Consider the following 21,776-nt stretch of genomic DNA (forward strand, 5'->3'; position numbering starts at 1 on the left):
TCGCTGAGCTGAGCGGGTGACAGTTTCTGCAGAGCTGAGCGGGTGACAGTTTCTGCAGATCCTCAATCATCGTCGCTTCCATCATCGTCATCGCTGGCGATCGATGCCTGGAGTTGTGCCGCGCGCACGCTCTCGTCGCTCCAGCCGCGGGGCAGCCCCTCTGGCAATATCTCGGGGTCGGTGAAGAACACCCCGTCCGGCGTCGGATTTGGTGTCGGGGTGATCGAGGACTGGGGCGAGCCGGCGACCCCCGATAGGACCTGGATCCTTGCCAGCATGGCAAAGTCCTCGTGGACGGTATTATGGCAGTGGTTCACGTAAGACCCGCCGAATTCTCCGAACTGGACCTGGAAGGTGACGCTGCCGCCTTCGCCGAGTCGCCAGACGTCCTTGCGCGCCAGGCGCTCCGTATCCGGCAAGGGCATCCCCTTGCGACTCATCGTGATGCCTTCCTCGAAGTGCAGATGGATCGGGTGATCCCAGCCGCCGCCGCCGTTTTCGTAGGTCCAGTGCTCGACCTCGCCCGGAGCCGGGATCAGCATCGAGATCCGGTTGGCATTCATCGAATGATGGTCTTCGCCGTCGATGCGAATGGTCCAGGGGAAGGTCGCGTATTCCGGGCAGTCGGGGATGCACTTGCCGTCCGGCCCACGGGAGTCGCCACCGGACTTTTTGAACTCCACATGTCGGGTACGGACCGGTGCGACGATCGGAATATGTTCGGTCAAAACCGGAGGAACCCGACTCTTGTCCGGGTCGCTCGCCCTATGGAACACGCCGGGGACGTCGACGCTTTCCACCGTGTCGACGATCCGGAACTCCATGAAGGCGCCCACCACCGGATCCTTTTCGTCACCGCGCAGCGCCCGCTGCAGGGAAAGTTCCTCTTTCATGCGGCGACCGTCGCGATGGAGTGCCTGATTGACCAGGTAGAGTCTGTCGCCCACTCGGAACTGGGAGAAGTCGACGACGATGTCGAAGCGTTCACCCATGCCCTGCGGCCCGAGCGTGGCGAGTTGCAGCGGGGTGACGACCAGGTTGCCGTCGTTGGCAATGAAGTGGACCGGAACCGCCCTGCCCTGTGCATCGGCAAGTCCGATCTTCCAGAAGCGCGACATGCTGGCATTGAGGAGGCGGAACCGGTATTTACGGGGCAGCACCTCGAAGAACGGCGCGAACGAGCCATTGACGGAGGGGATGTCACCGAGCATGCCCTCGGTGTCGAAGATGTCGAAAAACAACTGGCCGCTGGCGTCGTAGCAGCAGTCCCAGATCACCAGATTCACGTCGAAGTCGGTGTTGCCCCAGTCGAGCAGCGTTCCGCTCGGCAGCCGCAGATTGACCCCGTCTTCCAGTTCTTCGTTCCCGCGATCGGGGCCGCTGTAGTAGTTGATGGCGCCAAAATTTCCCTTGTAGACGTTCTCCGCCGTGAAGAAGAAACGGTGGTCGTGCGCCCACATTGAACCCTGGATCTCGCGGAAGTCGCCCGGGACAAGTGTGAGGCCGCCGTTTCCGTCCGGTCCCGACGCCCGGCGATCCGACGCGTCGACATTGATCTTGTCGGCGCGGGCCAGCGTCGTGCTCCAGCGATAGTCGTAGAACGTTCCCGGAAAATGGTGAACGTTGGCTGCGCCGTCGCTCTCGGCGCCATTATGTGCATTGTGGAAGTGCAACTGCGTCTCGTTGCGACCAAAGCCGTTGTTCTGCGCCCGGTCGGTGGGCATGTTGTTATAGACGCGGGTCAGCATCGGCTCGCCGTAGCGAGCCTTTATCAGGAAGGGCGGCATGCTTCCGGTGGCATCCCGGCCCGAGCCGTAGCACCAGAAGCTGTCGGGATTTTGGTAAGGGAAGTACTCGTGCATGTAGGTATCGCCGGCGCACTGGCCGATCGACATGATGTAGCCGACTTCAGGAAAGTATTCTTCCCAGCGTTGATGGGCAAAGATTTCCCCCGGCGGACGTCCCTCGATCGGGCCGCGGCCGGTGCGCGCATTGCGGAAGCGGGGATCGGCCGGATTCCGCGAGAACTGCGTGTGATAGGATTTTCGCCGGGCTGGCAGTTCGCCCAACTTGCCGGGGAACCTGGCGATCGACTCGCCGTTTGCTGCGACCTTTCGCTGAAGCGGGATCGGAGTCTGCAACTGGCAACGATGAAATTCCGTCGTAAATTTCTGGGCGCCAAATAGCGGGCTACGCGGAGCGCCAGTCGGAACGTCGGCAAGGGCGCTGCGGGCGAAGGGACTCAACCCATTGACCATCGCCAGCGTCCCAACTGTGGTAAAGAGGCCCCATCTGAACAGTTCCCTCCGGGTGACCTGCTCCTGATTGAGCGCCCGGACAATTTCTGCTCGATTTTCCCGGGCTCGTTCCGCTTCGCGGCGACGCGCTCTTGATGCTCCCTGCGAGATGTACATGGGATCGCTCCGCTTCCTTCGACCCATCACCACGGTGAGTCAGGGCGCTCTCAACAAACTAGTATCGATTTTAAGGCCGTACTTGATATTACCTTAGGGTATTTTGTCTTATGAACTATGAGACCTTTTTCCGTTAGTTTTGGACTAAGGTCGAAATGGGCTGCCTCGGACGCCTGAAACGCGCGGGTGGGGCCATGCAAATTCACGTCGACAGACGATCCCTGCTGACGTGCTCGAGGCTCTTGCAGATCTCCTTCACCCGCCAGGGTCCGACTACGGGGGCCTATCCATCCACGTCGACGGACATCTGCACCGAAGCTGCCGAAGCGTTGGCCCTGAGCAGGTCGATCTCGACACTGTAGGTGCCAGCCACCAAAGGCCGACGCCGGCCTGCATAAGCGAGGTAGTTGGCTTTGCGCCGCGGCAGCGGCTCAGTCAGTTGGTCGACCAGTGTCGACCCATCCGGATGGACGATCTTCACCTGAAAGCGATCCCCTTTCTGCAGGTTGATCGCCCATACCCAGGCGAGAGTTCCCTCGCCCCCGGCTGTCGCCGTCGGCTTTGCGCCGGCCACAAGACCTGGCAAGGTGGGAGGCTCGTCAGATAGCCCGGCATCGAGGATGGCGTCAGCCGGTCGCTCCAGCAATTGCCGGACTGGCTCGGCAAACAGCTCGGCCTTCAACTGCCTGCAGACGGCCGCATCAGAGAGATCGCGACCCGTCAGGGGTTCGACATCCCGACCGTTCCGACGCAGACCGAGATGGACGTGCGGAAACTGGGCGAGGCCGGACGAACCCACGAGGCCTAGTTGCGCTCCCCGCATGACCTGTACGCCGGGTCGCACCACGACGCTGCCCATTCGTAGGTGACAGTATTGCGAGGTTAGTCCGCCACTATGTGCGACGACGACACCATTGCCGCACTCCTGGCCCTGCCATGGCTCAGCGACCTCTCCCGGAGCCACGACAATGCGGTCCGGGAGCCCGTCGCGAACCCGCAGAACAATGCCATCTGCCACCGCGATCACTGGAACGCCCCTTGCCACGTCGACCATGGTACGCACCCTGAAGTCCCAGCCTTCGTGGCCGTCATAGGTTGCGTCCCCGCAAAGCGGATCGGTTGCGGCGGGACCGGGATCGATGTCGGGCATCTGCTGGACGAAGCAGTCGGTTCCGAGGTTGCAGTGGATGGGCAGCGTCAGCGCTGGGGAACCCGACTGGCCGCTTGCGACGCGTGGCGTCCCGTAAGTGGCAGCGAGCGCGGCGAGGATTGCTGCCACAAGTCGGCGACGAGCTGGCGCGGGGGACGGAGGCGTCATCACGGTCTATCCTTGTCCACGACCGCTAGTCCTCGCGGAAGGACCGCATCATCTGGTCACTGAACGGCTTGACCAGGTATGACAGGGCGGAACGATCGCCGGTCTTGAAGAACACCTCTACGGGCATGCCCGGGACGAGAAGATGTTCGCCGAGGCCGCGATCCTCGTCGGTAATGGCGATGGTGGAGAGATAGAAGGTCTGGCCGCTGGCCGGATCGAGGGTGGCGGCCGCGCCGACGATGTCGACCCTTCCGTCGATCTCCGGCGTGGTGCGCTGGTTGAAGGCCGAGAAGCGCAGCTTGACGTCCTGACCGACGGTCACCTGGTCGATGTCCGTCGGAGCGAGCCTGGCCTCCACGACGAGTTCCTCGCCGTCCGGCACGATGCCCATGACGGTCTCTCCGGGCGCAATGACACCGTTGACGGTGTGGATCTTGAGGTCGTTGACGAAGCCATCTATCGGAGCCCGAAGATCCATGCGCGACAGGCGATCCTTCGCGGCGACGATGCGTTCCGAGAGTTCGGCTATGCGGGCGTCGACATCGCGAAGCTCGCGCTGGGCGTCGGTGCGCACCTGCTGGTCGAGCTCGATGATCTTCATCCGGGCTTCGCTGATCTGGCCCATGACCCGTGCGATGTTCGCCTCGATCTCGCCCTTCAGCCCGTCGATCTTGGCAAGGTCCCGCTCCATCAGACGCGTCCTGGTGCCCTCGACCAGTTGCCGCTCGACCAGGGGTGCAAGGCGGGCGAGGTCCTCGGCGATCATCTGGCGCTCGACGGCGTTCGACTGGCGCTGCGATTCAAGCCCCTTGACCTGCTCGCCATACTGCTCGATCTGCGACTGCAGCTGGTCGCGCTGGGCTTCGCGAGTTGCACGGTTGTCCGCAAACAGCCGCCGCTCGCCCTCGGCGATCGCCGCTGTGGCGGCTGCGGTCTCGAAGGCCGGGTCGAATAGCACGGTCTTGGCGCCGTCGCGCTCGGCGCGCAGGCGTGCCTGGCGGCCGATCAGTTCCGACAATTGCGAGGAAATCACGCCGAGTTCGGCCTTGGTCTGGGTTTCGTCGAGGCGGATGAGCACGTCACCAGCCTTTACCACGTCGCCATTGGTAACGAGGATCGCCCCGACAATGCCGCCGTCGCGATGCTGGATCTCTTTGACCTGCTTCTTCACCGTGACCTTGCCCTGGGCGATGATCGCGCCGGACAGGCTGGCCTGCGCCGCCCAGCCACCGCAGCCAACGATCAGAAATGTCGCAAGGAGCCCGGACGCGACGATTCGCGAGCGAATGCCAAACTGCGTAACGGCCTGCGTCTGGGCTGCCTCGCTACCGCTTGCCTTCTGTAAGCCACTCATTGTCGTTCTCCCCTCGGGAATCGCTGCATTGGATCTGGTGGCGGCAGTCGGCATCAGCCCTCGTCGCGGGCCGCCAGGATGAAGTCGTTCGCCGTCAGCTCTTGACGGCCATGAACGACGAACTCGAATTCCGCCTCGGGATCCTCGTCGAGATTACCGTTGACGACGGTGATCTCTTGGTCGCCAGTCTCGTCTGCTATGAGCTGGTGGCGATAGGTGACGGCGCCGATCTCGGCGCTCGTCGACGTCGCGGCACCGGCGAAGAAGAACTTCTGTGCGGCGAAGTCATCGAGGGAATCGCCGAGCCGCGACAGGTCGATGCGGTCGCCGACCGAAAAATCCTGGATATGGTCGCGAGGCCCGCCCTCGTTGGTCAGGGCATCAAGCGAGCGGAACACGAAGATGTCGTTGCCCGCGCCGCCGACCATGATGTTGACCTCATCGTCGGCGACCAGCCAGTCGTTGCCGCGGCCGCCGCGAATGTTCTCGACCTCGAAGAAGCGGGCTTCCTGGATGCCGTTGACGGTCACCCAGCCATCCGGCAGGTCAATCGTCGCGCCGAAGACGATCTCCGACAGGTCCAGCGTGTCAGTACCGTTGCCGCCATTGACGGTGTCGATCTCGCCGTCGGCGGCGAGCACGATGCAATCGTCGCCCCCGCCGCCTTCCAGAATATCGACGCCGACGCCATCCAGCAGCAGGTCGTCGCCTTCACCGCCAACGAGTTGATCGTCACCTTCACCGCCATCGAGCGTGTCGTCGCCGTCGTCGCCATGCAGCACGTCGTCGCCTTCGCCGCCGTCGATGGCGTCGGCACCGGCACCGCCATCCACTTCGTCGTTGCTGGCGGCGGTGACGAGCGTGTCGTCGCCGTCGTCGCCGAACAGCGTGTCGTCGCCTTCGCCGCCGTCGATGGCGTCGGCACCGGCACCGCCATACACCGTGTCGTTGCCGGCGGCGGCGACGATGGTGTCGTCGCCCCCGTCACCGTGAAGGAGGTCGTCGCCTTCGCCGCCGTCGATGGCGTCGGCACCGGCACCGCCATACGCTTCGTCGTTGCCGGCGGCGGCGACGATGGTGTCGTCGCCCCCGTCACCGTGAAGGAGGTCGTCGCCTTCGCCGCCGTCGATGGCGTCGTCGCCGGAACCGCCATACGCTTCGTCGTTGCCGGCGGCGGCGACGATCGTGTCGTCGCCTTCGTCGCCATGCAGCACGTCGTCGCCTTCGCCGCCGTCGATCGCGTCGGCACCGGCACCGCCGTGCACCGCGTCGTTGCCGGCGGCGGCGACGATCGTGTCGTCGCCTTCGTCGCCATGCAGCACGTCGTCGCCTTCGCCGCCGTCGATCGCGTCGTCGCCGGCACCGCCATGCACCTCGTCGTTGCCGGCGGTGGCGACGATGGTGTCGTCGCCGTCGTCGCCATGCAGCACGTCATCGCCTTCGCCGCCGTCGATGGCGTCGGCACCGGAACCGCCATGGACCTCGTCGTTGCCCGCCGCGGCGACGATCGTGTCGTTGCCGTCGTCGCCGTGAAGCACGTCGTCGCCTTCGCCGCCGTCGATGGCGTCGTCGCCGATGCCGCCGAAGATCCGGTCGGCGCCAGCATTGCCTTGGAGGATGTCGTCGCCCGCATCGCCGACAAGCACGTCTGCGCCCGCGCCACCGACCAGCACGTCGCGTCCGGTCCCGCCGTCGACGTAATCATCGCCGTCGCCGCCGTCGATCGTGTCCGCGCCGGCCTCGCCGTACAGCAAATCATTGCCCAGGCCGCCTTCGATGACGTCATCGCCATCACCGCCGTGCGCCTCGTCGCGGCCGTCGCCCCCGAAGATCACGTCGTCGCCGGCGTCGCCGTAAAGAATGTCGTCGCCGGCCTCGCCGTACAGCGTGTCGTCGCCGTCGCCGCCGACCAGGATGTCGTTGCCGTAGCCCCCCCAGAGAACGTCGTGACCGTCCCCGCCGACCAGCCGGTCATTGCCTGCGCCGCCATACAGGATGTCGCTGCTCTCCCGGCCATAGACCATGTCGTTGCCGCCGCGGGCGTCGATCAGGTCCGCATAGGGCGTACCGATCAGCATGTCGTCGCCGTCGGTGCCGATGATCGCCTGGTTCTCGGGCAGCCGGATTTCCAAATGCGCCGTCTGCATCACCAACTCGTCGCCGTCGCTGACCTGGTAGCGGAAGACCACCGCTCCCGCCTCGTCGGTTACTGGCGAATAGAGCCAGCGGTCGAGCCCGATCCGCTCCAGGCGGCCACCATCGACCTCGAGATTGCGGACGATCAGAACGTCGCCGTCGGGGTCGCTCGCGCCATGGAGCAGTTCGCCCATGGTGATGATCACCGACAGATTGACGAGACCGTTATCCAGGAAGACCGGGCCTGAGAGAACCGGCCGCCGGTTCAGTCGCGCCGGCGTCGGTTCGCCGTCATCGTCGTCGTCGTCGTCGGGCTCAAATCCACCGGGTCTCACCGGGCCCGGGTCGGAGCGACCGGGTAAACCGTTGCCAGGGGCGCCTCCTCCGGGGAGGCCGGCGTCGGTGTCACCCCCATCATCGCCACCGTCGTCACCGTCAGGACGCGATCCGTTGCCCGGCCGAACGAGCCAACCGCCGGCAGGTGGGATGCCCGGCATCGGCTGATTGTCGTTGGCAGTCGGCGGCGCCGCGTTGGCGCTGGACGGATTGCCGGGCCCACGCGGCCCCGAACCGCCGCCGGACGCCGACAGATCGGCGAATGGCATCTTCATCGCCTGCTGGAATGCCGCCTGGAAGGCTTCGTCGCCGGCCTCCGCGAAGGCAAATTCCGAGACATCAAAGACCGGCAGCGGCCGTCCCTTGGCGATGGCGCCGAGGTAGTCGGAGATCCGTACCACCTTGTCGAGTTCGGTCGCCTCCGCCGTCTCGATCGTGGTGCCGGCCGCCGGCTGTTCATCTGGGTTCTGGTCGGGCCGCGGTGACGCCTGCTTCTTGCCAGGCGCTTCCTCTTCCTCGTCCTGGAAGAACTCCTTCAGCACCCCGGCGAAGGCCATCACGAACACAGGCAGCAACGCCAGCGAGTTGGCGCGTGAGGCATTCTCCTTGAGCTCGAAGCGCTTCTTCGGCGCATTGACCGCATCCTGGTCCGGGATGCCGAGGGTCAGCCGGTCTTCCATCGCCGCCCCTCCTTAGACCGTCGATGCCGCGGCAACCGCCGCGGCTGGCGCGTAGATCTTCCCGGCAGTCGCCATCGGCCGCGCCATTGGGCGAGCCGGCTCGCGCAGGATCTCCTCCTTCGGCCCGAAAGCGACGAGCTTGCCGGCCTGGATGACGCCAACCAGGTCCACCGCAGCGAGCGCGCTCGGACGATGCGCGACGACGATCGCGATGCCGCCGCGGGCCCGCACCTTGGTCAGCGCTTCGGTCAGGGCCGCCTCGCCCTCGGCGTCGAGATTGGAGTTCGGCTCGTCGAGAACCACCAGGAACGGATCGCCGTAGAGCGCCCGGGCAAGGCCAATGCGCTGGCGCTGCCCGGCGGAGAGCGCGATGCCGTGGGGGCCGAGCTCGGTCTGGTAGCCGTTCTCGAGCCGCACGATCATGTCGTGGACCCCGGCAGCCTTGGCCGCGTGGATGATCTTGCGAGCATCGGCTTCGGGATCGAAGCGGGCGATGTTCTCTGCGATCGAGCCATCGAGCAGCGACACGTCCTGCGGCAGGTAGCCGATATGACTGCCGAGCCGGTCGGTCCGCCACTGGCTGAGTTCGGCATTGTCCAGCCGAACGCAGCCGCGCAGCAGTGGCCAGACGCCGACGATGCCCTTGGCGAGCGAGGTCTTGCCGCCGCCGCTCGGCCCGATCAGCCCCAGCGCCTGCCCGGCCTTCAGCTCGAAGCTGACGTCGCCGAGAAGCACCGTGCCGGTGCTCGGCGCCACCACCGTGGCGTTCTCGAGCTTCAGCGACTGCGTTGGGGCCGGCAGGTCGACGATATGCGAATCGTCGTCCATGGCGGCCAATGTCTCCTTCAGCCGGGCAAAGCTGCGGCGCGCCGCGACGACGCCCTTCCAGTTGCCAATCGCCATGTCCACCGGCGCCAGGGCCCTCGCCGAGGCGACCGAGCACGCGATGATCGCCCCAGCAGTGAGTTCGCCCTGGATCGTCAGATAGGCGCCGAGGCCTAGCAGCGCCGACTGCAGCATCATGCGCAGCACCTTCGACAGGCCGCTGAACGAGCCGCTGATGTCGCTGGTCCGGGTCTGCAGGTCGAGATGGCGGGCGTTGGCCGCCTCGAAGCGCGCCACGGCCCGGCCCCCAAAGCCCATCGCCCGCAGGATGTCGGCATTGCGGGCGTGGGAGTCGGCGAGGTTGGCGCGCTGCACGGCCACCCGGTTCATCTCGGCGCTGCTGCGCTTGGTGAGATACTCGGTGATCAGCGTCAGCGCGATCAGGACGATAGCGCCGCCGATGGTCAAGAGCCCCAGCATCGGGTGCAGGAGATAGACGAAGCCGATGAACAGCGGCATCCACGGCAGGTCGAACAACGCGATCGGCGCCTGGCTGGCGACGAAGCCGCGCACCGTGTCGACGTCTCGGCCGCGCTCCAGCGCCTCCGACGTCGAGTAGCCGTAGCGCGGCATCTCGATCACTACCTGGTGGGTGAGTGGCGCGAGCTTGGCATCCATGCGCGCCCCGAACCGCACTAGGATCTGCGAGCGCAACACGTCGAACATGCCCTGGAAGAGATACAGCCCGATCGCCAGGACCGACAGTGCCACCAGGGTCGGTACGCTGCCGCTGGTCAAGGCCCGGTCGTAGATCTGCAGCATGTAGAACGCGCCCGTCAGGGCGAGGACGTTGATCACGCCGGAGAGGCAGAGCAGGAAAATCGCCAAGCCCCGATAATTGCCGATGCGCTCCGTCATGGTTGTCGGATTGGCGCGCTGGCGGCGTCGTTGAGTGCTCATGGGAGCGTCCCCTCGAATGGAAGCGATGATCGGATGACCGCGAGGCGGCAGGGGGCCATGGCCCCCTGCCGGTTATCGCTCAGGCGACGCCGTTGAAGTCCGACTGGGTCAGATCGTGGTGACCCGCGACGTCGAGGGTGAAGTCGCCCCCTCCGGACACTTTGCCCTCGATACGGGTGAGCGCCTCGCCGTCGTCGCCGGTCACATGGGTGACCAGCACCTGACCGGCGCCGGTGAGGGCCGTCGTCGTCAGGGTGAAGCCGGCCGGACCCCCGATGCCCGAGAGGTCGATCTTGTCACCGTGGTGAAAGCCCTCGATCCGGTCGCCATGGGCGTCGGCCGCCGTCCGGAAGACGAAGGTGTCGTCGCCGCCACCCCCATCCATGACGTTTGCCGCCATGCTGGCCAGGATCTTGTCGCTGGCCGCGCCGCCGATGACGTTCTCGAAGCCGAAGACCGCATCCTGGCCGCTCTGGCTGCTGAAGACGCTGCCATGCTGCTTCGTTCCGTTGCCCAGGTCGACCGTCAGACTGGATGTGATCGCGGCGTAGTCCAACGTGTCCTGACCGCTCTCGCCCCAGTAGATGTCGTCGCCGTCGCCCTTTGTGGCGACGAAGCGGTCGTCGCCCGCTCCGCCATAGGCGGTGTCGGAACCGGCGCCCGCCTCCAGCATGTCGGCGCCGTCGTCGCCGAACATCCGGTCGTCGCCGGCCTCGCCGAAGAGCATGTCGTCCTCGCCGCCGCCGAGCAGGACATCATCGTCGGCGCCGCCGAAGATCATGTCGCGGCCCTCGTCGCCCTTGACGAGGTCGGCGCCCGACCCGCCCATCAGCGTGTCGCCGCCGTCGCCGCCAAGCATGATGTCGTCACCGTCGCCGCCGCCGAACACATCAGCCTCGGCGCTGCCCATCATTACGTCCGACGCTGCCGTTCCAGTGAGCGTCAGTCCGGCGACGACCGGCAGTGCCGGCGGCGGGGACTGCTCGGCTTCATCATCACCATTCCCAGTAGTCGAGGTAAATTGCGGCGGCACCGTTCCGCTAAAGGTGATCGAGTTCGTCTGGTTGGTAAAGGATCGGGTGCCGTCGCCGTTATCGATCAAGGAATAGCTCGAGATATCGTCTCCGGGAGCTAGCTCGATGACGTCCTGAGAACGAAGATTACCAATTATCGTGTCGTTACCGCCGTTCGAACGGAACAGAATGCGGTGCTCCGACCCCAGCGAGGTGATGTCAACAGTGTCGTCACCCGCTTCCCCATTAATGGTAATAGTGTTGAAGGAGAGACTTGTGGGTAGAAAATCACCGATCGGTATTACGGTGTCCGCACCTGCGCCCGTATTGATGACAATTTCCTCGATGCCCGAAAGTTCAGCGATGAGAGATCCGGTGACGGTGCCGTTGCGAGTGACAGCAATTTCTGTATCGTCGCTAAGCACAATGCCCGCCTGAAGCGCTTCATCTCGGGCATAGATACGGTAGGTCTCTGCCGTATTGTTTCCGTTGACAACATACGTGTCGATACCGGCGCCCCCTCGAACGAGGTCCCGTCCAGCCGCCCCGCCGGCCTGCGTTATCGTGTCATTGCCATCACCGCCATCGATGATATCGCTGCCACCGCCGCCATCGAGCATATCGTCACCGCCGTGCCCAAGCAGGATCTGGCTTCCGCCCGCGCTCGTCAGGGTATCGGAATTATCGGTACCGTTGGTGAAGGCGAAAATCTGGCCGTCGAAGGACATGCGCTCGACGTCGGTCAGCGTATCCGAGCCACCTGTCCCGACGGAATCGGTCACCACCGTACCGCCAGTTCCATTCAGGGCGAAGCCGTAGTTGGACACCGGTCCGGCGAACACCGCGAGGTCGTTGTTGCCAACGCCGCCATTCAACGTATCGTTGCCATCGCCACCATTCAGCGTGTCGTTGGCGCCACCGCCGAGCAGGATATCGTCGCCGCCCAAGCCGCTGAAGATGTCCGCACCACCGGCTCCATCCATGAAGTCGGCGCCGGCCGTGCCGCCAACGACATCGGCGGAGGCTCCGACACCCACGAAGCGCAGGCCGACCGACTGGGTCGGGTCGGAGAAGACCTCCTCGGCGTTCCCGGCATCGTCGACAAAACTGACGGCTGCCCGAAGAAGGAGGTTCACCTGGCCGGGTCCGGGCGTGAAGCTTGCGCCGGTCGCACCGGGGATGTCGGACCAGACGCCGCCATCCAGCTGCTGCCACCTTATGGCGAACGTCGACGAACTGGTGCCGTTGGGATCGCCGACGGCCGACGTATCGACCGTCAACGTCTCGCCCTGCGTCGGGCTGAAATCGCTGAGCAAGGGCGTACCCGTCGCAGGCTGGGAAACGATGAAGTCCTCGTCCGCAAATCGGATGATTTCGATGTTGCGCAGCGTGTCGATACCATCGGACACGAGATTACGGCCGGTAAGCGGATCGACGCCGCCGACGGTTACGACGTTGTGCTCCACCGTCACGGTGCCGTCGCCATTGGAGGTGATCGTGTAGTTCCCGATGACATCGTTGAAGACAGCTATATTGGTATCACCAATGCCATCGTCCTCTAGGATCTCACGCACGATGTGCAGTTGGCTCGGCACGATGGTTCGGGAAATCATCAGCTCGAAGAGCGACTTGCCATCCCATGCAGCCGGCCCCTCGCCGGGCGCGAAGACATGTTTGAGGCTGTCGACGGTCGCGATTTCGTTATCCTGCCCGGCGTCCGTGATACGGATCCGCACGTTCAGCCAGGCGTCGCCATCGAGGAAGTCGTTGCCCCCGTTGCCCTGCAAAAGGTCGTCGCCGCCGCCGCCGAGAAGGATGTTGCCGCCATCGAAGGCGATCTCGAGCTCTCGCTCTTCGGCGGTCGCTCCGTTCGGAGCGTCGATCAGATTGCCCAGCAGGGCGCGAAGACCTTCGATCCGGTCGACGCCCGCCTGGGTGAGTTCGTCCTGAAAGAACACGCCCTCCGCGGTGCCGACGGTCGTGGCGCCGTCCGTGTTACGGACGCGGTCGTCGCCGCGCAGGATATCGTCGTAGTCCCAGCCGGACAGCGCCTCCACCTTGTCGAAGCGGTTGCGCAGAATGTCCGCCTGTTCGGTCGTGAAAATCGGCACCCGGAGGTCGGCGTCGGCGCCGAACGGCACGTCCTTGTAAATCGACCAGTCGAAGCCGAACATGCCTTCGTTACGAATGACGCTCTCGCCCTGCACCATGATGTCGTCGCCGGATTCGGCGTCGAAATCGTGCTCGTCGCTGCCGGCGAACATCACGTCGTGGCCCTTGATGGCGGAGTTGAAGAACAGCTCCGAGTTGTCGCCGGCGGTGGTGTCGAAGCCGCCGCCAGCTTCCATCCAGTCGTCACCTTCGTTGCCGAGCAGGAAATCGGCATCGTCGCCGCCGAGGATGAAGTCGTCCCCCTCGCCGGCGAAGACTTCGGTGGCATCGACGCCGACGAAGAAGGCGTCCTTGCCCGTGCCGCCCATCAGGATGTCGAGGCCGTTCGAATTGGCGATGACGTCGTCGCCCTCGTCGCCCTTGAGGAAATCGCCTGTGTCGCCGGAGTCGGTGATGATGTCGTCGCCGGCTCCACCGTTGACCAGATCGACGCCAGCGCCGGACTCGATGCGGTCGTTGCCCGCATCGCCCCAAATGCCGTCGTCACCGAAATCCGCAACGATCGTGTCGTTGCCGTCTGTGCCGCCGATGACGGTATGCTCGCCGCCGAAGACGCGGAGGTAGTTCTCGGTCACCTCGCCGGTCGGGTCCACGCGCACGACCTTGCCGAGGCCTATCGCCTCGAGGAACGGATCGTTCCCGGTCGGATCCTTGCCCGTCGCGCTCAGATTGTCCGGATCGTAATCCGCCTGGTTGGCGACATCGACTTCGAGGACGTAGTCATAGGTCGCGAACGCGTCGACGCCGATATGGCGCAGGACGATGTCGTCGGGCGTGCCGCGGATGCCGTCCGGCCCCGCGTCCGCAAGGGCCGTGTTGGCCATGATCATCTTGGCGAAGGAGTTCTGCTCCAGCGCGTTGAGCATGTTCTGGCCCTGGGTGCGGGTCAGGTAGTAGAAGCGGTCGCCGTCCTGCAGGTTCTCGAGCTGCAGCTCGAAGACCGCGTTGAAGGTCGAGCCGAGGAAGCCGCCGAACGGCATCTTCTTCTCTGCGAGGCCGCCGATCCACAGATCGACCAGGTTGAGGCCGGTTTCGTCACCCGCCCAGTCGCCTGTTCCGGTCAAAAAGGCCATTCGGTCGGCCGGCACGGAATTGTCGCCGTTCTGGTCGACACCGAACACCAGTTCCATCGCCGCAGCCCGCTTGGCCTCGAGCGTGGTCTCCCCGGTGATGGAGCCATGCGTGCCATAGGCCGCGATGAAATTCACGATCGAGGCCGGGTTCTTCAGGTTTGCCGCGAAGTCGGCCCAGTGATCGTAAGGCTTGAGGAAGGACGACCCGCTGGCCGCATAAAGTTGGCCGCGAGCGTCGTTCAGCGACGGCATGCCGGTGTCGCGGCCGCGCGCGATATTGATTGCGGCGAGATCGAGCGGAAGGCCGAGCAGGTTGTTGCGCAAGGCGTCGACGACGAACTCGTCGATCTCATTGCCGCGCTCGATGGTCATGCCGCGGACGATCGCCGCAGCCGCCTCGTCGTGGGAGATGGATGCTCCAGTTCCTGTCTGGTCGAAGAGCACCGGATTGAGGAAGGCCTCGACGAGCCCGAGACCGGCGTCCATCGGATTGCCGTCTGCGTCGATGCGCGGCATGTTCTCCGTCAGCATCGAGTGACCGAAGCGGTACACCGTGTTCGCGAACTCCGAGAAGATCGACGGGTCGACATCGGTGATCGAGTTGAACACGAAGACGTCGATATTCGGCTGGACCTTACGCGCGAACTCCTCGAACACGAGGTGCTGATACTGCATCTCGGTGGCGAAGCGGGCGGCCTGGAAAAGGCGCTCGCCGTCCCAGTTTCCGTCGTTGAACAGTGCGTTTCCGGTGAGATAGTCGCCCTTGTTCGGCGCCGCGTCGTAACCGTCGTTAAAGGCCGTCAGCGTCGCCGCATCGATGTCGACGGAGAGCCATTCGTTCACAAAGGCGAGATTGCCGCTCTGGAGGATGGTCAGCTTCTGGGCGTCGACCTGGCGGTTGTGCTCGGAGTGGAAGATATGGTGAACGGCGGTGAGGCCGATATTCTCATTCCCGCGGCCATCGCCGGTAATGTAATGGCGATCGAGAAGTTCGTTGTCGTACTGCGCAACGTTGGAGGTCAGATTGACGTCGTCGATCAGGACCTGACCGCTGCCGCCGTGGACGATCTCGATCCGCAGTTGCTGGCCGCCGGCTTCCGGCGGGATCGCCCCCGAGCTCAGCGTCACCGGAGCCCATGTGCCGTTCGCCGGAACGGGCAGGGCAATCGTCGACAGAACGATGCCGCCGTCGGTGACCAGACGGGCCGTGCCGCCGCCGAACGCGTCCACATCAAGACGTTCGCCGACATTGAAGGTCAAGGTATAGGATCTGCCCGTCTGCAGCGAGATGCCGGTGTCCCGCGACAATGTCGCGCCATTATCGAGGAAGACGACATTGCCGCCACCGTGACCCGTTTCGCCGATAGCAAACGTTGTCGGATCGAACGTGCCGCCGAAACCGGCGATGTTCCAACCATCGGGGCTCTGGAGGGTCCAGTTGCCTCTGAGGGCATCCTCGTTCACGCCCGGCGCATTGGTCGTAAGGTCGACCGACTGGAAGTCGTCCGAGAAGAGAGGTGCTGTCCCCAGAGCATTATCTGCATCCGCGACCTTCAACTGCCCGGTCTGGCTATTCAGCGGATTGGCATTATGGGCGATGTCGTCGAGGAACGCGTGGCCGATGCGCGCTGCAAGGGCCGTGAACGTGTTGACGGGGGCGCCGAGCACGCCCTCGATCAATGTGTTGAGCGAGCCGTCGGAGTTCAGCCGGACCAGCTGGGGCAGGCCGTTGCCCCCGCGGATGAACTCGCCGTAGGGATCGGTCAGAATCATCGGAATGTTGAGGACATCGCCGTCCGTCAGTTCGATGCCCAGCATCGTGGCAGCCTGCGCCTTGACGTCGGCCCAGGTGGCCAATCCCCCATCGGTGCCGGTCAGCAGGCGCCCGGTCGCAACCGGTCCTCCGTCCGTCATGCGGTACTCGCGCAGGAAGACCTGATGCGAAGCGTGCGAGGTGTAGGTCTGGTTCTGGTCGACGAAGGGCGTCGTCGTGTTCGTCTGAGACCCGTCTTCCGTCGGCGTCGCTCGGGTCAGGGTCATGAAGCGGAGTTGCGGCGGCACCTCGTCGCCATTGTTCGCAATGCCGTCAGGCCCGTGGGTAACCAGCGGATCGTCGGGCGCGAGCGGCACGAACACCGTCCCGACACCGTCGCCGCCCTTGGAAATGAGGTCCAGGCCGTGGTCGAAGAACTGGCCGAAGAAGGTCATCCAGGCGTTGAACGGCGCCGACAGGCCCTCGTCCGGCGCGACATTCGGGATGTCGATCGAACCATTACTGACGGTGACGCCCTTGGCCTCCAGGACGGCGTCGAGCGCCGCTTCCAGCGCGGGGATATTCGCGACGTCATTGGTATCGCGCGCCTGCTTCAGCGCCTCGAAGGCGTCGCTGATCTCACCCTGGTCGCCGAGCACGTCTTCCGAGCCGGCGAAGGTCAGGGCGGCGATGATCGCGGCCGGATTGTTCAGGCTCATGTCGACGATGAGATTGGAGATCGTGCGCGGCGCGGTGTCGACGATGTTGCCAGGATCCGCATAGTCGCCACCGACGACGGCTCCACCCGGTCCCGGTCCGTCAAGATCAGCCGAGCCGATGCCGGTCGTATACTTAGGATCCAGCAGGCGCGGCATCGACTGGTCGGCGGCACCCCAGGTCTCGCGGCCCGGAACGATGTTGTTGTACGTCCCGTCGACGGTGCGCAGGCCGAAGGGCACATGGGGATCGGGAATGGCCAGCGGCTGGTTGGGGTCCCGGGGAACCAATCCATTCACGCCGTCGAGAACGTAGTAGGTCAGGCCCTGGCCATTGAGCGCCTCGGGATCGGCAACAACCTGCCCATTCGGGTCGAGCAGGATGCTGGTGAGCGGGATGCCGGCAGCATGCGCCTCAGCAATTTTGATCTGCTGAAGAACGAACGACAGGTCGGCTTGGTTGATCTTGAACGCGGCCATTTTCCCTACTCCCGTTGACGCGGCTGCTGCGCGCGCTGATCAGAAAAAATATTAACGACTCACTTGCGAGCATGTCTGTTATGCTCTCGCGGCGAGCGATCTATTGGCGCGCGAACGGTTCATGTCGCAGCGACGATCTGGCATGAATATTTACCGGATGTTCAGCATGGTGTTAGGTCGCAAGGTCCGAGACACTTTGGATACTTTGGTCCGAGATGGTCGGACGACCAAAGGCAGGCGGATCGTTGGACCTTGGTCGAACCAGCCTTGGTTCGTACGCCTGGTGACGCCATGGCGTCGTCTTGGGCTCGCGAGGCAGTTTCTCTTTGTCGCCTCGCTCTTGCTCGCCCTCTTCCTGGCGATCGGCGGATTTCTGCAATCTCGGCTGGTAACGGAACACTTGGTGGACAGCAGTACGCGGGTAGCGTCCGTCTACATGGAAGGGATCATCTCCCCGCATGTGCAATCACTGAAATGGTCGCAGCGTCTTCTGCCCGAGGAGCAGTTCCAGCTCGAATCGTCCATCGCGGAACCGGGGCTTGGCACGCAGATCGAGCAGATCAAGATCTGGCTGCCGGATGGGACGGTGGCTTATGCAACCGACCAGAGCCTGATCGGGCAGAAATTCGCATCGGAAAGCGTCCGCCGGGCCGCGAACGGCGAGACCGTCAGGAATTTCGGCGAGAACACGGAGCATTCGACCGAGGGTGACCACCACGCCGGTGTCCTTGAGATTTATATCCCCATAAGGGATGCCGAGGGCCAAGTGATCGCGATCGGTGAATTTTATCAGAACCTTGCATCGATCTCGGATTCACTGTTCACGGTCATCGCAGGCAGCTGGGCGATCCGTGTCCTTCTGAGCATCGCGGCGATCACCCCGTTGTTCATCATCGTTTTGAAAGCCGACAGGCGTATGTCGGGGCAACGCCGGGCGTTGCGCATCCATCACCGGCGAAGCGTCAACCTGTCCCGTCAGAACCTGGCACTGAGCATCGAGGCCGATAGGTTACGCCGTCGAGCGGCTCAAGCGAACGAAGAACTTCTCAGCCGGGTGGGTGCCGATCTGCACGACGGGCCCGTGCAACTTCTGACCCTGGCAGCGCTCAACTCTGAGGATCCGCCGACGGCGATGCGGTTGATGCGCGAAGCGATCGGAGAGCTCCGATGCATCGCCAGCGGCCTCGTACTGCCGGAACTGCGGGACCTGAGCGCCGCCGATGCGCTGCGACTGGCGGTTGCCCGCCATGAACGCAATACCGGGACGCAGGTCGCCATGGAGATCGAAGAACTGCCGGTTGGTATCTCGCACGAACTGAAGGCCTGCATGTACCGGGTGGTTCAGGAAGCCTTGCGAAACATCGTCCGGCACGCTGGCGGCCAAGGCCAAGAGGTCAAGGCCGGCATCGAGGAAGGAAAGGTGGTGATCCGGATAAACGACGCGGGTCACGTGACGCCAAGCACGCCCACAGATGAGCCTGGCCCACGGATCGGGCTACTGGGCGTCAAAAACCGGGTGGCCTCCTTCAACGGAACATTGCAATTCCGAACCGTGCCCGGCATCGGTACGTCGCTCGTCGCACAGTTTCCGCCGGACATCGAACAGCCGGACTGAGTGTTGTCCGGCGGACTGCGCCTGGCAACTGCGACCGACGGGCCGGTCAGTTCAACGTACCGTCCGGGCTTCGCCAATCGCGGCTACCGCCGACATTGGAAAGCTTCTGCGCCGCCAGCACGACCTCCAGACGATTGCGCGCATCGAGCTTTTGCATCAGCAATGTCATGTAATGCTTGACGGTCTTCTCACTGATGCTCAACCGCGCACCTATGGCCTTGTTCGTGCAGCCCTTCAACAAGAGCTTGACGATCTGCTCTTCCCGAACGCTCAGGTTAGGGTTGCTGGCGTCGCGCATAGACGGGAGGCGAAGGGCCGCAATCACCTTGCTGGCAAGGCTGGGTGTGACGAATGTCTCGCCACCAATCACGCTATTAATGGCTGCCGTTAATTCCCCGGCAGTACTGCCTTTCAGCACGTAACCATTGGCGCCAGCTTCCAGCGCATTGATGGCATGGTCGATTCGGTCGGATGCGGTGAACGCCATGATGATGATCGACGGTGACTTCGTCCGTATCCGAGCGATAGCGTCCAGCGCGTTTCCCGGCATCTGCAAATCGATCAGCAGGACGTCGGGCTGCTTTTCAGTGGCAATCGCTATGGCGTCTGCTGCAGACGCACCGCTGCCGACAACTGCGAAATCTTCGTACTTTGAGAACAGACCGACCAACCCCTCACGAAGGATTGGATGATCATCGATGAATGCGATCGAGGTAGGCACTGCAAATGCTCCTGTCACATTATGGCCGCAATTAACTGGTCGCACGAAATTATCGCTATGTAAAGTTTGTGCAGCACGCAAAATTCGAAGTGATTCCAGAGTTGCAATTTTGCCTTCTCAAGAGACCATGATAATAATAGAGGCTTACCATGGCACGCACCTCCAGGTAGCATAAGTACAACCATCGATTGCGTCGATCCAGCGGGGATAGTTGCTGGCCTTTTTCCGGAATTATTATCAGATGACTGGAAATATTGGTAGCGAAAAGGTCGCTTATCTGATTGGTGACCGATATATCTTCGCAGGGTGTACAGCGAGGGTGACTGCATGCAAGACTTTAACAGGACGAAGAACGAGGTGATCGATACTCATCTTCAAGTGCCGTGTCCGAGCCGCGGGGTCGCATCGCCCGAAGACCGGTGCGCAACCAATCGGTGAAATCGCGGAAATGAGTGCGCCTATAAGGCGGCAGTGGCTCAGTTGATTGAGAAGCGGTCCCTGTGGCTGTCCGATGACCGCGACAGATCGCAATTGCATTCGCGCAACGCGCTACGCGCTACGAAGACAACCGCTGACCACTGCAGGCCGAAACGGTGTCGACAGACCGTCGGTCCGAATAATCGTCCCAGACTAGGGCTTCTGCTACCTTGCAAGCGTTTAACATATCGCATAACGTGGCATAATAGTACGCGGCAAGTCATTGATCCTCTTGATTAAGAGGAAGCGGGTCAGCCTCCCCTTGGGCGTACCATTGCCCTCCCGGCGGCAGCCCTTCCGAACCCTCGCCCAGCAACCGACCTTTCCGTCAGGCGCATCGCTTCGCCGACGCGGTAGCCGCGGACGGTCCCCGTGAGAAACGGCTAGCCGATGCTGCGTTAATGCGGCGTGCGCGCATCCGCTCCTGCACCTGGCCGGCAATCCCTCCTCCGTCGATCGACCGTCCGGCCCCCGGAGAACGGCAACGCATGCCGACGGAGCAAGCGGGCGTCCGGCGAATATTCTGGTGTCATTGGGCTCCGCCTCGACGACGAGCCTTGCAGGCCGCCGTCCGAACCAGTAGGAACGGCGCCGTTGGGGCCTCGTGGCGGAGTGGTTACGCAGAGGACTGCAAATCCTTGCACGGGGGTTCGATTCCCTCCGAGGCCTCCACTGCCACACCTGGACAATTGGTATCGCCGGCCATTTTCAGGCCCGGAACTGAACCGGCTGCCACACCGCCCAGAAGGCGTGGCAATCCATTCCCGATCCGCCCTCCCATGTCCTGACTGACGAAAGCCTGTCGCAGCCGTGGCCGGAGGTGGTAATTCGTGGTGCAGGTCGCCCCAAGGAATCGCCAATGCCCGCCGGCAAGCTCTATGTCGTCCAGCAGTTCGTGAAGCAGGGCCGTCGGCTGATGAACGGGCAGACCATGCAGTTCAAGACTGCGGCCGAGGCCACGCTGCGGGCTGACCGTGACGGCGCCAGGCTGGGCAATGTGGTCGGCGTCGTGGCGGTGGAGCAGACAGTCGACCTCGATACCGGAGAAGTCCTGGAAGAGCCGATCGTGCTCGTGCGACACGGCGAGGTGCCGGCGGAGGTCGCGGGAGAATGATCTGTCACCGGAGCCTCCCCCTTCTCTCGGCTAGCTGCATGGCGATCAGGTTCGCGTGCGACTGAGCCGCGCCGGCTCTGTTGCTGGCGTCCTCCTAAGCCTTTGCGACTTCATCGAGCGCCTCTTTCTTCACGGTATTTACCGTGCCTGCGATGCGCCAGTCGGAGACAGCGGTGGAAGACGCTCCCTGCACGACGTCATCTCTCGGCAGCAGGTAGCCTCGCTCCCGGCAGCATCGCGCTAGGATTCGTCGGTGCAGGCGCGAGACGTTCACCGAACGGCTGCTCGGCTATCACGAAGCGCGGTTCCACAGCCGCCGCGATCGCCTCAGCCATCTCTGCCTGAGCTAAGCCGTAGTCCTGCCAAGACACGCGCGGCCGCTTCTGGCGCAGCGTTGCCGCGTCTCTGGTGGCACCGCGGCGATGGCGAGCTTGATGATTGTTCGGAGCTGGCGAGCGATGTGCAACATGGAATCCTCGTCAAGATCGGGGTCGAAGGTCTGCCGCACGACGGCACTTCTTCCTGTCCTGCGGCCCGTTTCTGTCCTGCGGCCCGCGTCAAGGCGAGATGAACTGCACCGTTGGCGCCGACCACGGCTCTCCCATCCCATACACCCCTC

9 protein-coding genes, 1 tRNA gene and 1 pseudogene are annotated in these 21,776 nt (G+C 63.6%); 3 read left to right on the top strand and 8 right to left on the bottom strand.

From position 1 onward, the window contains the following. Window positions 1-62: 62 nt before the first annotated feature. The 7 genes and pseudogenes from LXB15_RS09915 to LXB15_RS09950 all read right to left on the bottom strand — a co-directional run. Window positions 63-2,414 (bottom strand): multicopper oxidase family protein, encoded by a 2,352-nt coding sequence (locus LXB15_RS09915; RefSeq protein WP_233952897.1) that lies wholly within the window; start codon window positions 2,412-2,414, stop codon window positions 63-65. 283 nt (window positions 2,415-2,697) lie between these two features. Then, window positions 2,698-3,732 carry a M23 family metallopeptidase gene (locus LXB15_RS09920; RefSeq protein WP_233952899.1) on the bottom strand — a complete coding sequence of 345 codons (1,035 nt, stop codon included), beginning with the start codon at window positions 3,730-3,732 and terminating at the stop codon, window positions 2,698-2,700. Between the two features lie 25 nt (window positions 3,733-3,757). Next, window positions 3,758-5,086, bottom strand: a complete 1,329-nt coding sequence (locus LXB15_RS09925; RefSeq protein WP_233952900.1) for an HlyD family type I secretion periplasmic adaptor subunit — start codon at window positions 5,084-5,086, stop codon at window positions 3,758-3,760. Between the two features lie 53 nt (window positions 5,087-5,139). After that, complete coding sequence (locus LXB15_RS21020; RefSeq protein ID WP_304502392.1) at window positions 5,140-8,238, bottom strand: calcium-binding protein; 3,099 nt, start codon at window positions 8,236-8,238, stop codon at window positions 5,140-5,142. A gap of 12 nt (window positions 8,239-8,250) precedes the next feature. Further along, complete coding sequence (locus LXB15_RS09945) at window positions 8,251-10,023, bottom strand: type I secretion system permease/ATPase (protein ID WP_370640200.1); 1,773 nt, start codon at window positions 10,021-10,023, stop codon at window positions 8,251-8,253. A gap of 79 nt (window positions 10,024-10,102) precedes the next feature. Continuing rightward, a complete protein-coding gene (locus tag LXB15_RS21120; RefSeq protein ID WP_370640219.1) occupies window positions 10,103-10,987 on the bottom strand; it encodes a calcium-binding protein in 885 nt (294 codons plus the stop codon). 9 nt (window positions 10,988-10,996) lie between these two features. Next, a pseudogene (locus tag LXB15_RS09950) lies at window positions 10,997-17,230 on the bottom strand (peroxidase family protein); the annotation flags it as partial. A gap of 103 nt (window positions 17,231-17,333) precedes the next feature. Between LXB15_RS09950 and LXB15_RS09955 the strand changes: the two are divergent. Then, entirely contained in the window at window positions 17,334-18,845 is a 1,512-nt protein-coding gene (locus LXB15_RS09955; protein WP_233952902.1) for a sensor histidine kinase, read from the top strand. Window positions 18,846-18,891: 46 nt separating this feature from the next. Here LXB15_RS09955 and LXB15_RS09960 read toward each other — a convergent pair whose 3' ends face one another. Further along, a complete protein-coding gene (locus LXB15_RS09960) occupies window positions 18,892-19,566 on the bottom strand; it encodes a response regulator transcription factor (RefSeq protein WP_233952904.1) in 675 nt (224 codons plus the stop codon). 1,075 nt (window positions 19,567-20,641) lie between these two features. Between LXB15_RS09960 and LXB15_RS09965 the strand changes: the two genes are divergently transcribed. Then, window positions 20,642-20,715: transfer RNA gene (locus LXB15_RS09965), tRNA-Cys, on the top strand. Between the two features lie 187 nt (window positions 20,716-20,902). Continuing rightward, the gene (locus tag LXB15_RS09970; RefSeq protein WP_233952906.1) at window positions 20,903-21,157 is read left to right on the top strand and encodes a hypothetical protein; all 255 of its coding nucleotides are present in this window, start codon (window positions 20,903-20,905) and stop codon (window positions 21,155-21,157) included. The last annotated feature ends 619 nt before the right edge of the window (window positions 21,158-21,776 follow it).

Origin of the sequence: Aurantimonas sp. HBX-1, from assembly GCF_021391535.1 — a bacterium.
Taxonomy (GTDB): domain Bacteria; phylum Pseudomonadota; class Alphaproteobacteria; order Rhizobiales; family Rhizobiaceae; genus Aurantimonas.

Bases quoted from the DNA above. Each gene is read 5' to 3' on its own strand.
- LXB15_RS09915 (WP_233952897.1), bottom strand. From the start codon at position 2,414: ATGTACATCTCGCAGGGAGCATCAAGAGCGCGTCGCCGCGAAGCGGAA.
- LXB15_RS09920 (WP_233952899.1), bottom strand. From the start codon at position 3,732: ATGACGCCTCCGTCCCCCGCGCCAGCTCGTCGCCGACTTGTGGCAGCA.
- LXB15_RS09925 (WP_233952900.1), bottom strand. From the start codon at position 5,086: ATGAGTGGCTTACAGAAGGCAAGCGGTAGCGAGGCAGCCCAGACGCAG.
- LXB15_RS21020 (WP_304502392.1), bottom strand. From the start codon at position 8,238: ATGGAAGACCGGCTGACCCTCGGCATCCCGGACCAGGATGCGGTCAAT.
- LXB15_RS09945 (WP_370640200.1), bottom strand. From the start codon at position 10,023: ATGAGCACTCAACGACGCCGCCAGCGCGCCAATCCGACAACCATGACG.
- LXB15_RS09970 (WP_233952906.1), top strand. From the start codon at position 20,903: ATGCCCGCCGGCAAGCTCTATGTCGTCCAGCAGTTCGTGAAGCAGGGC.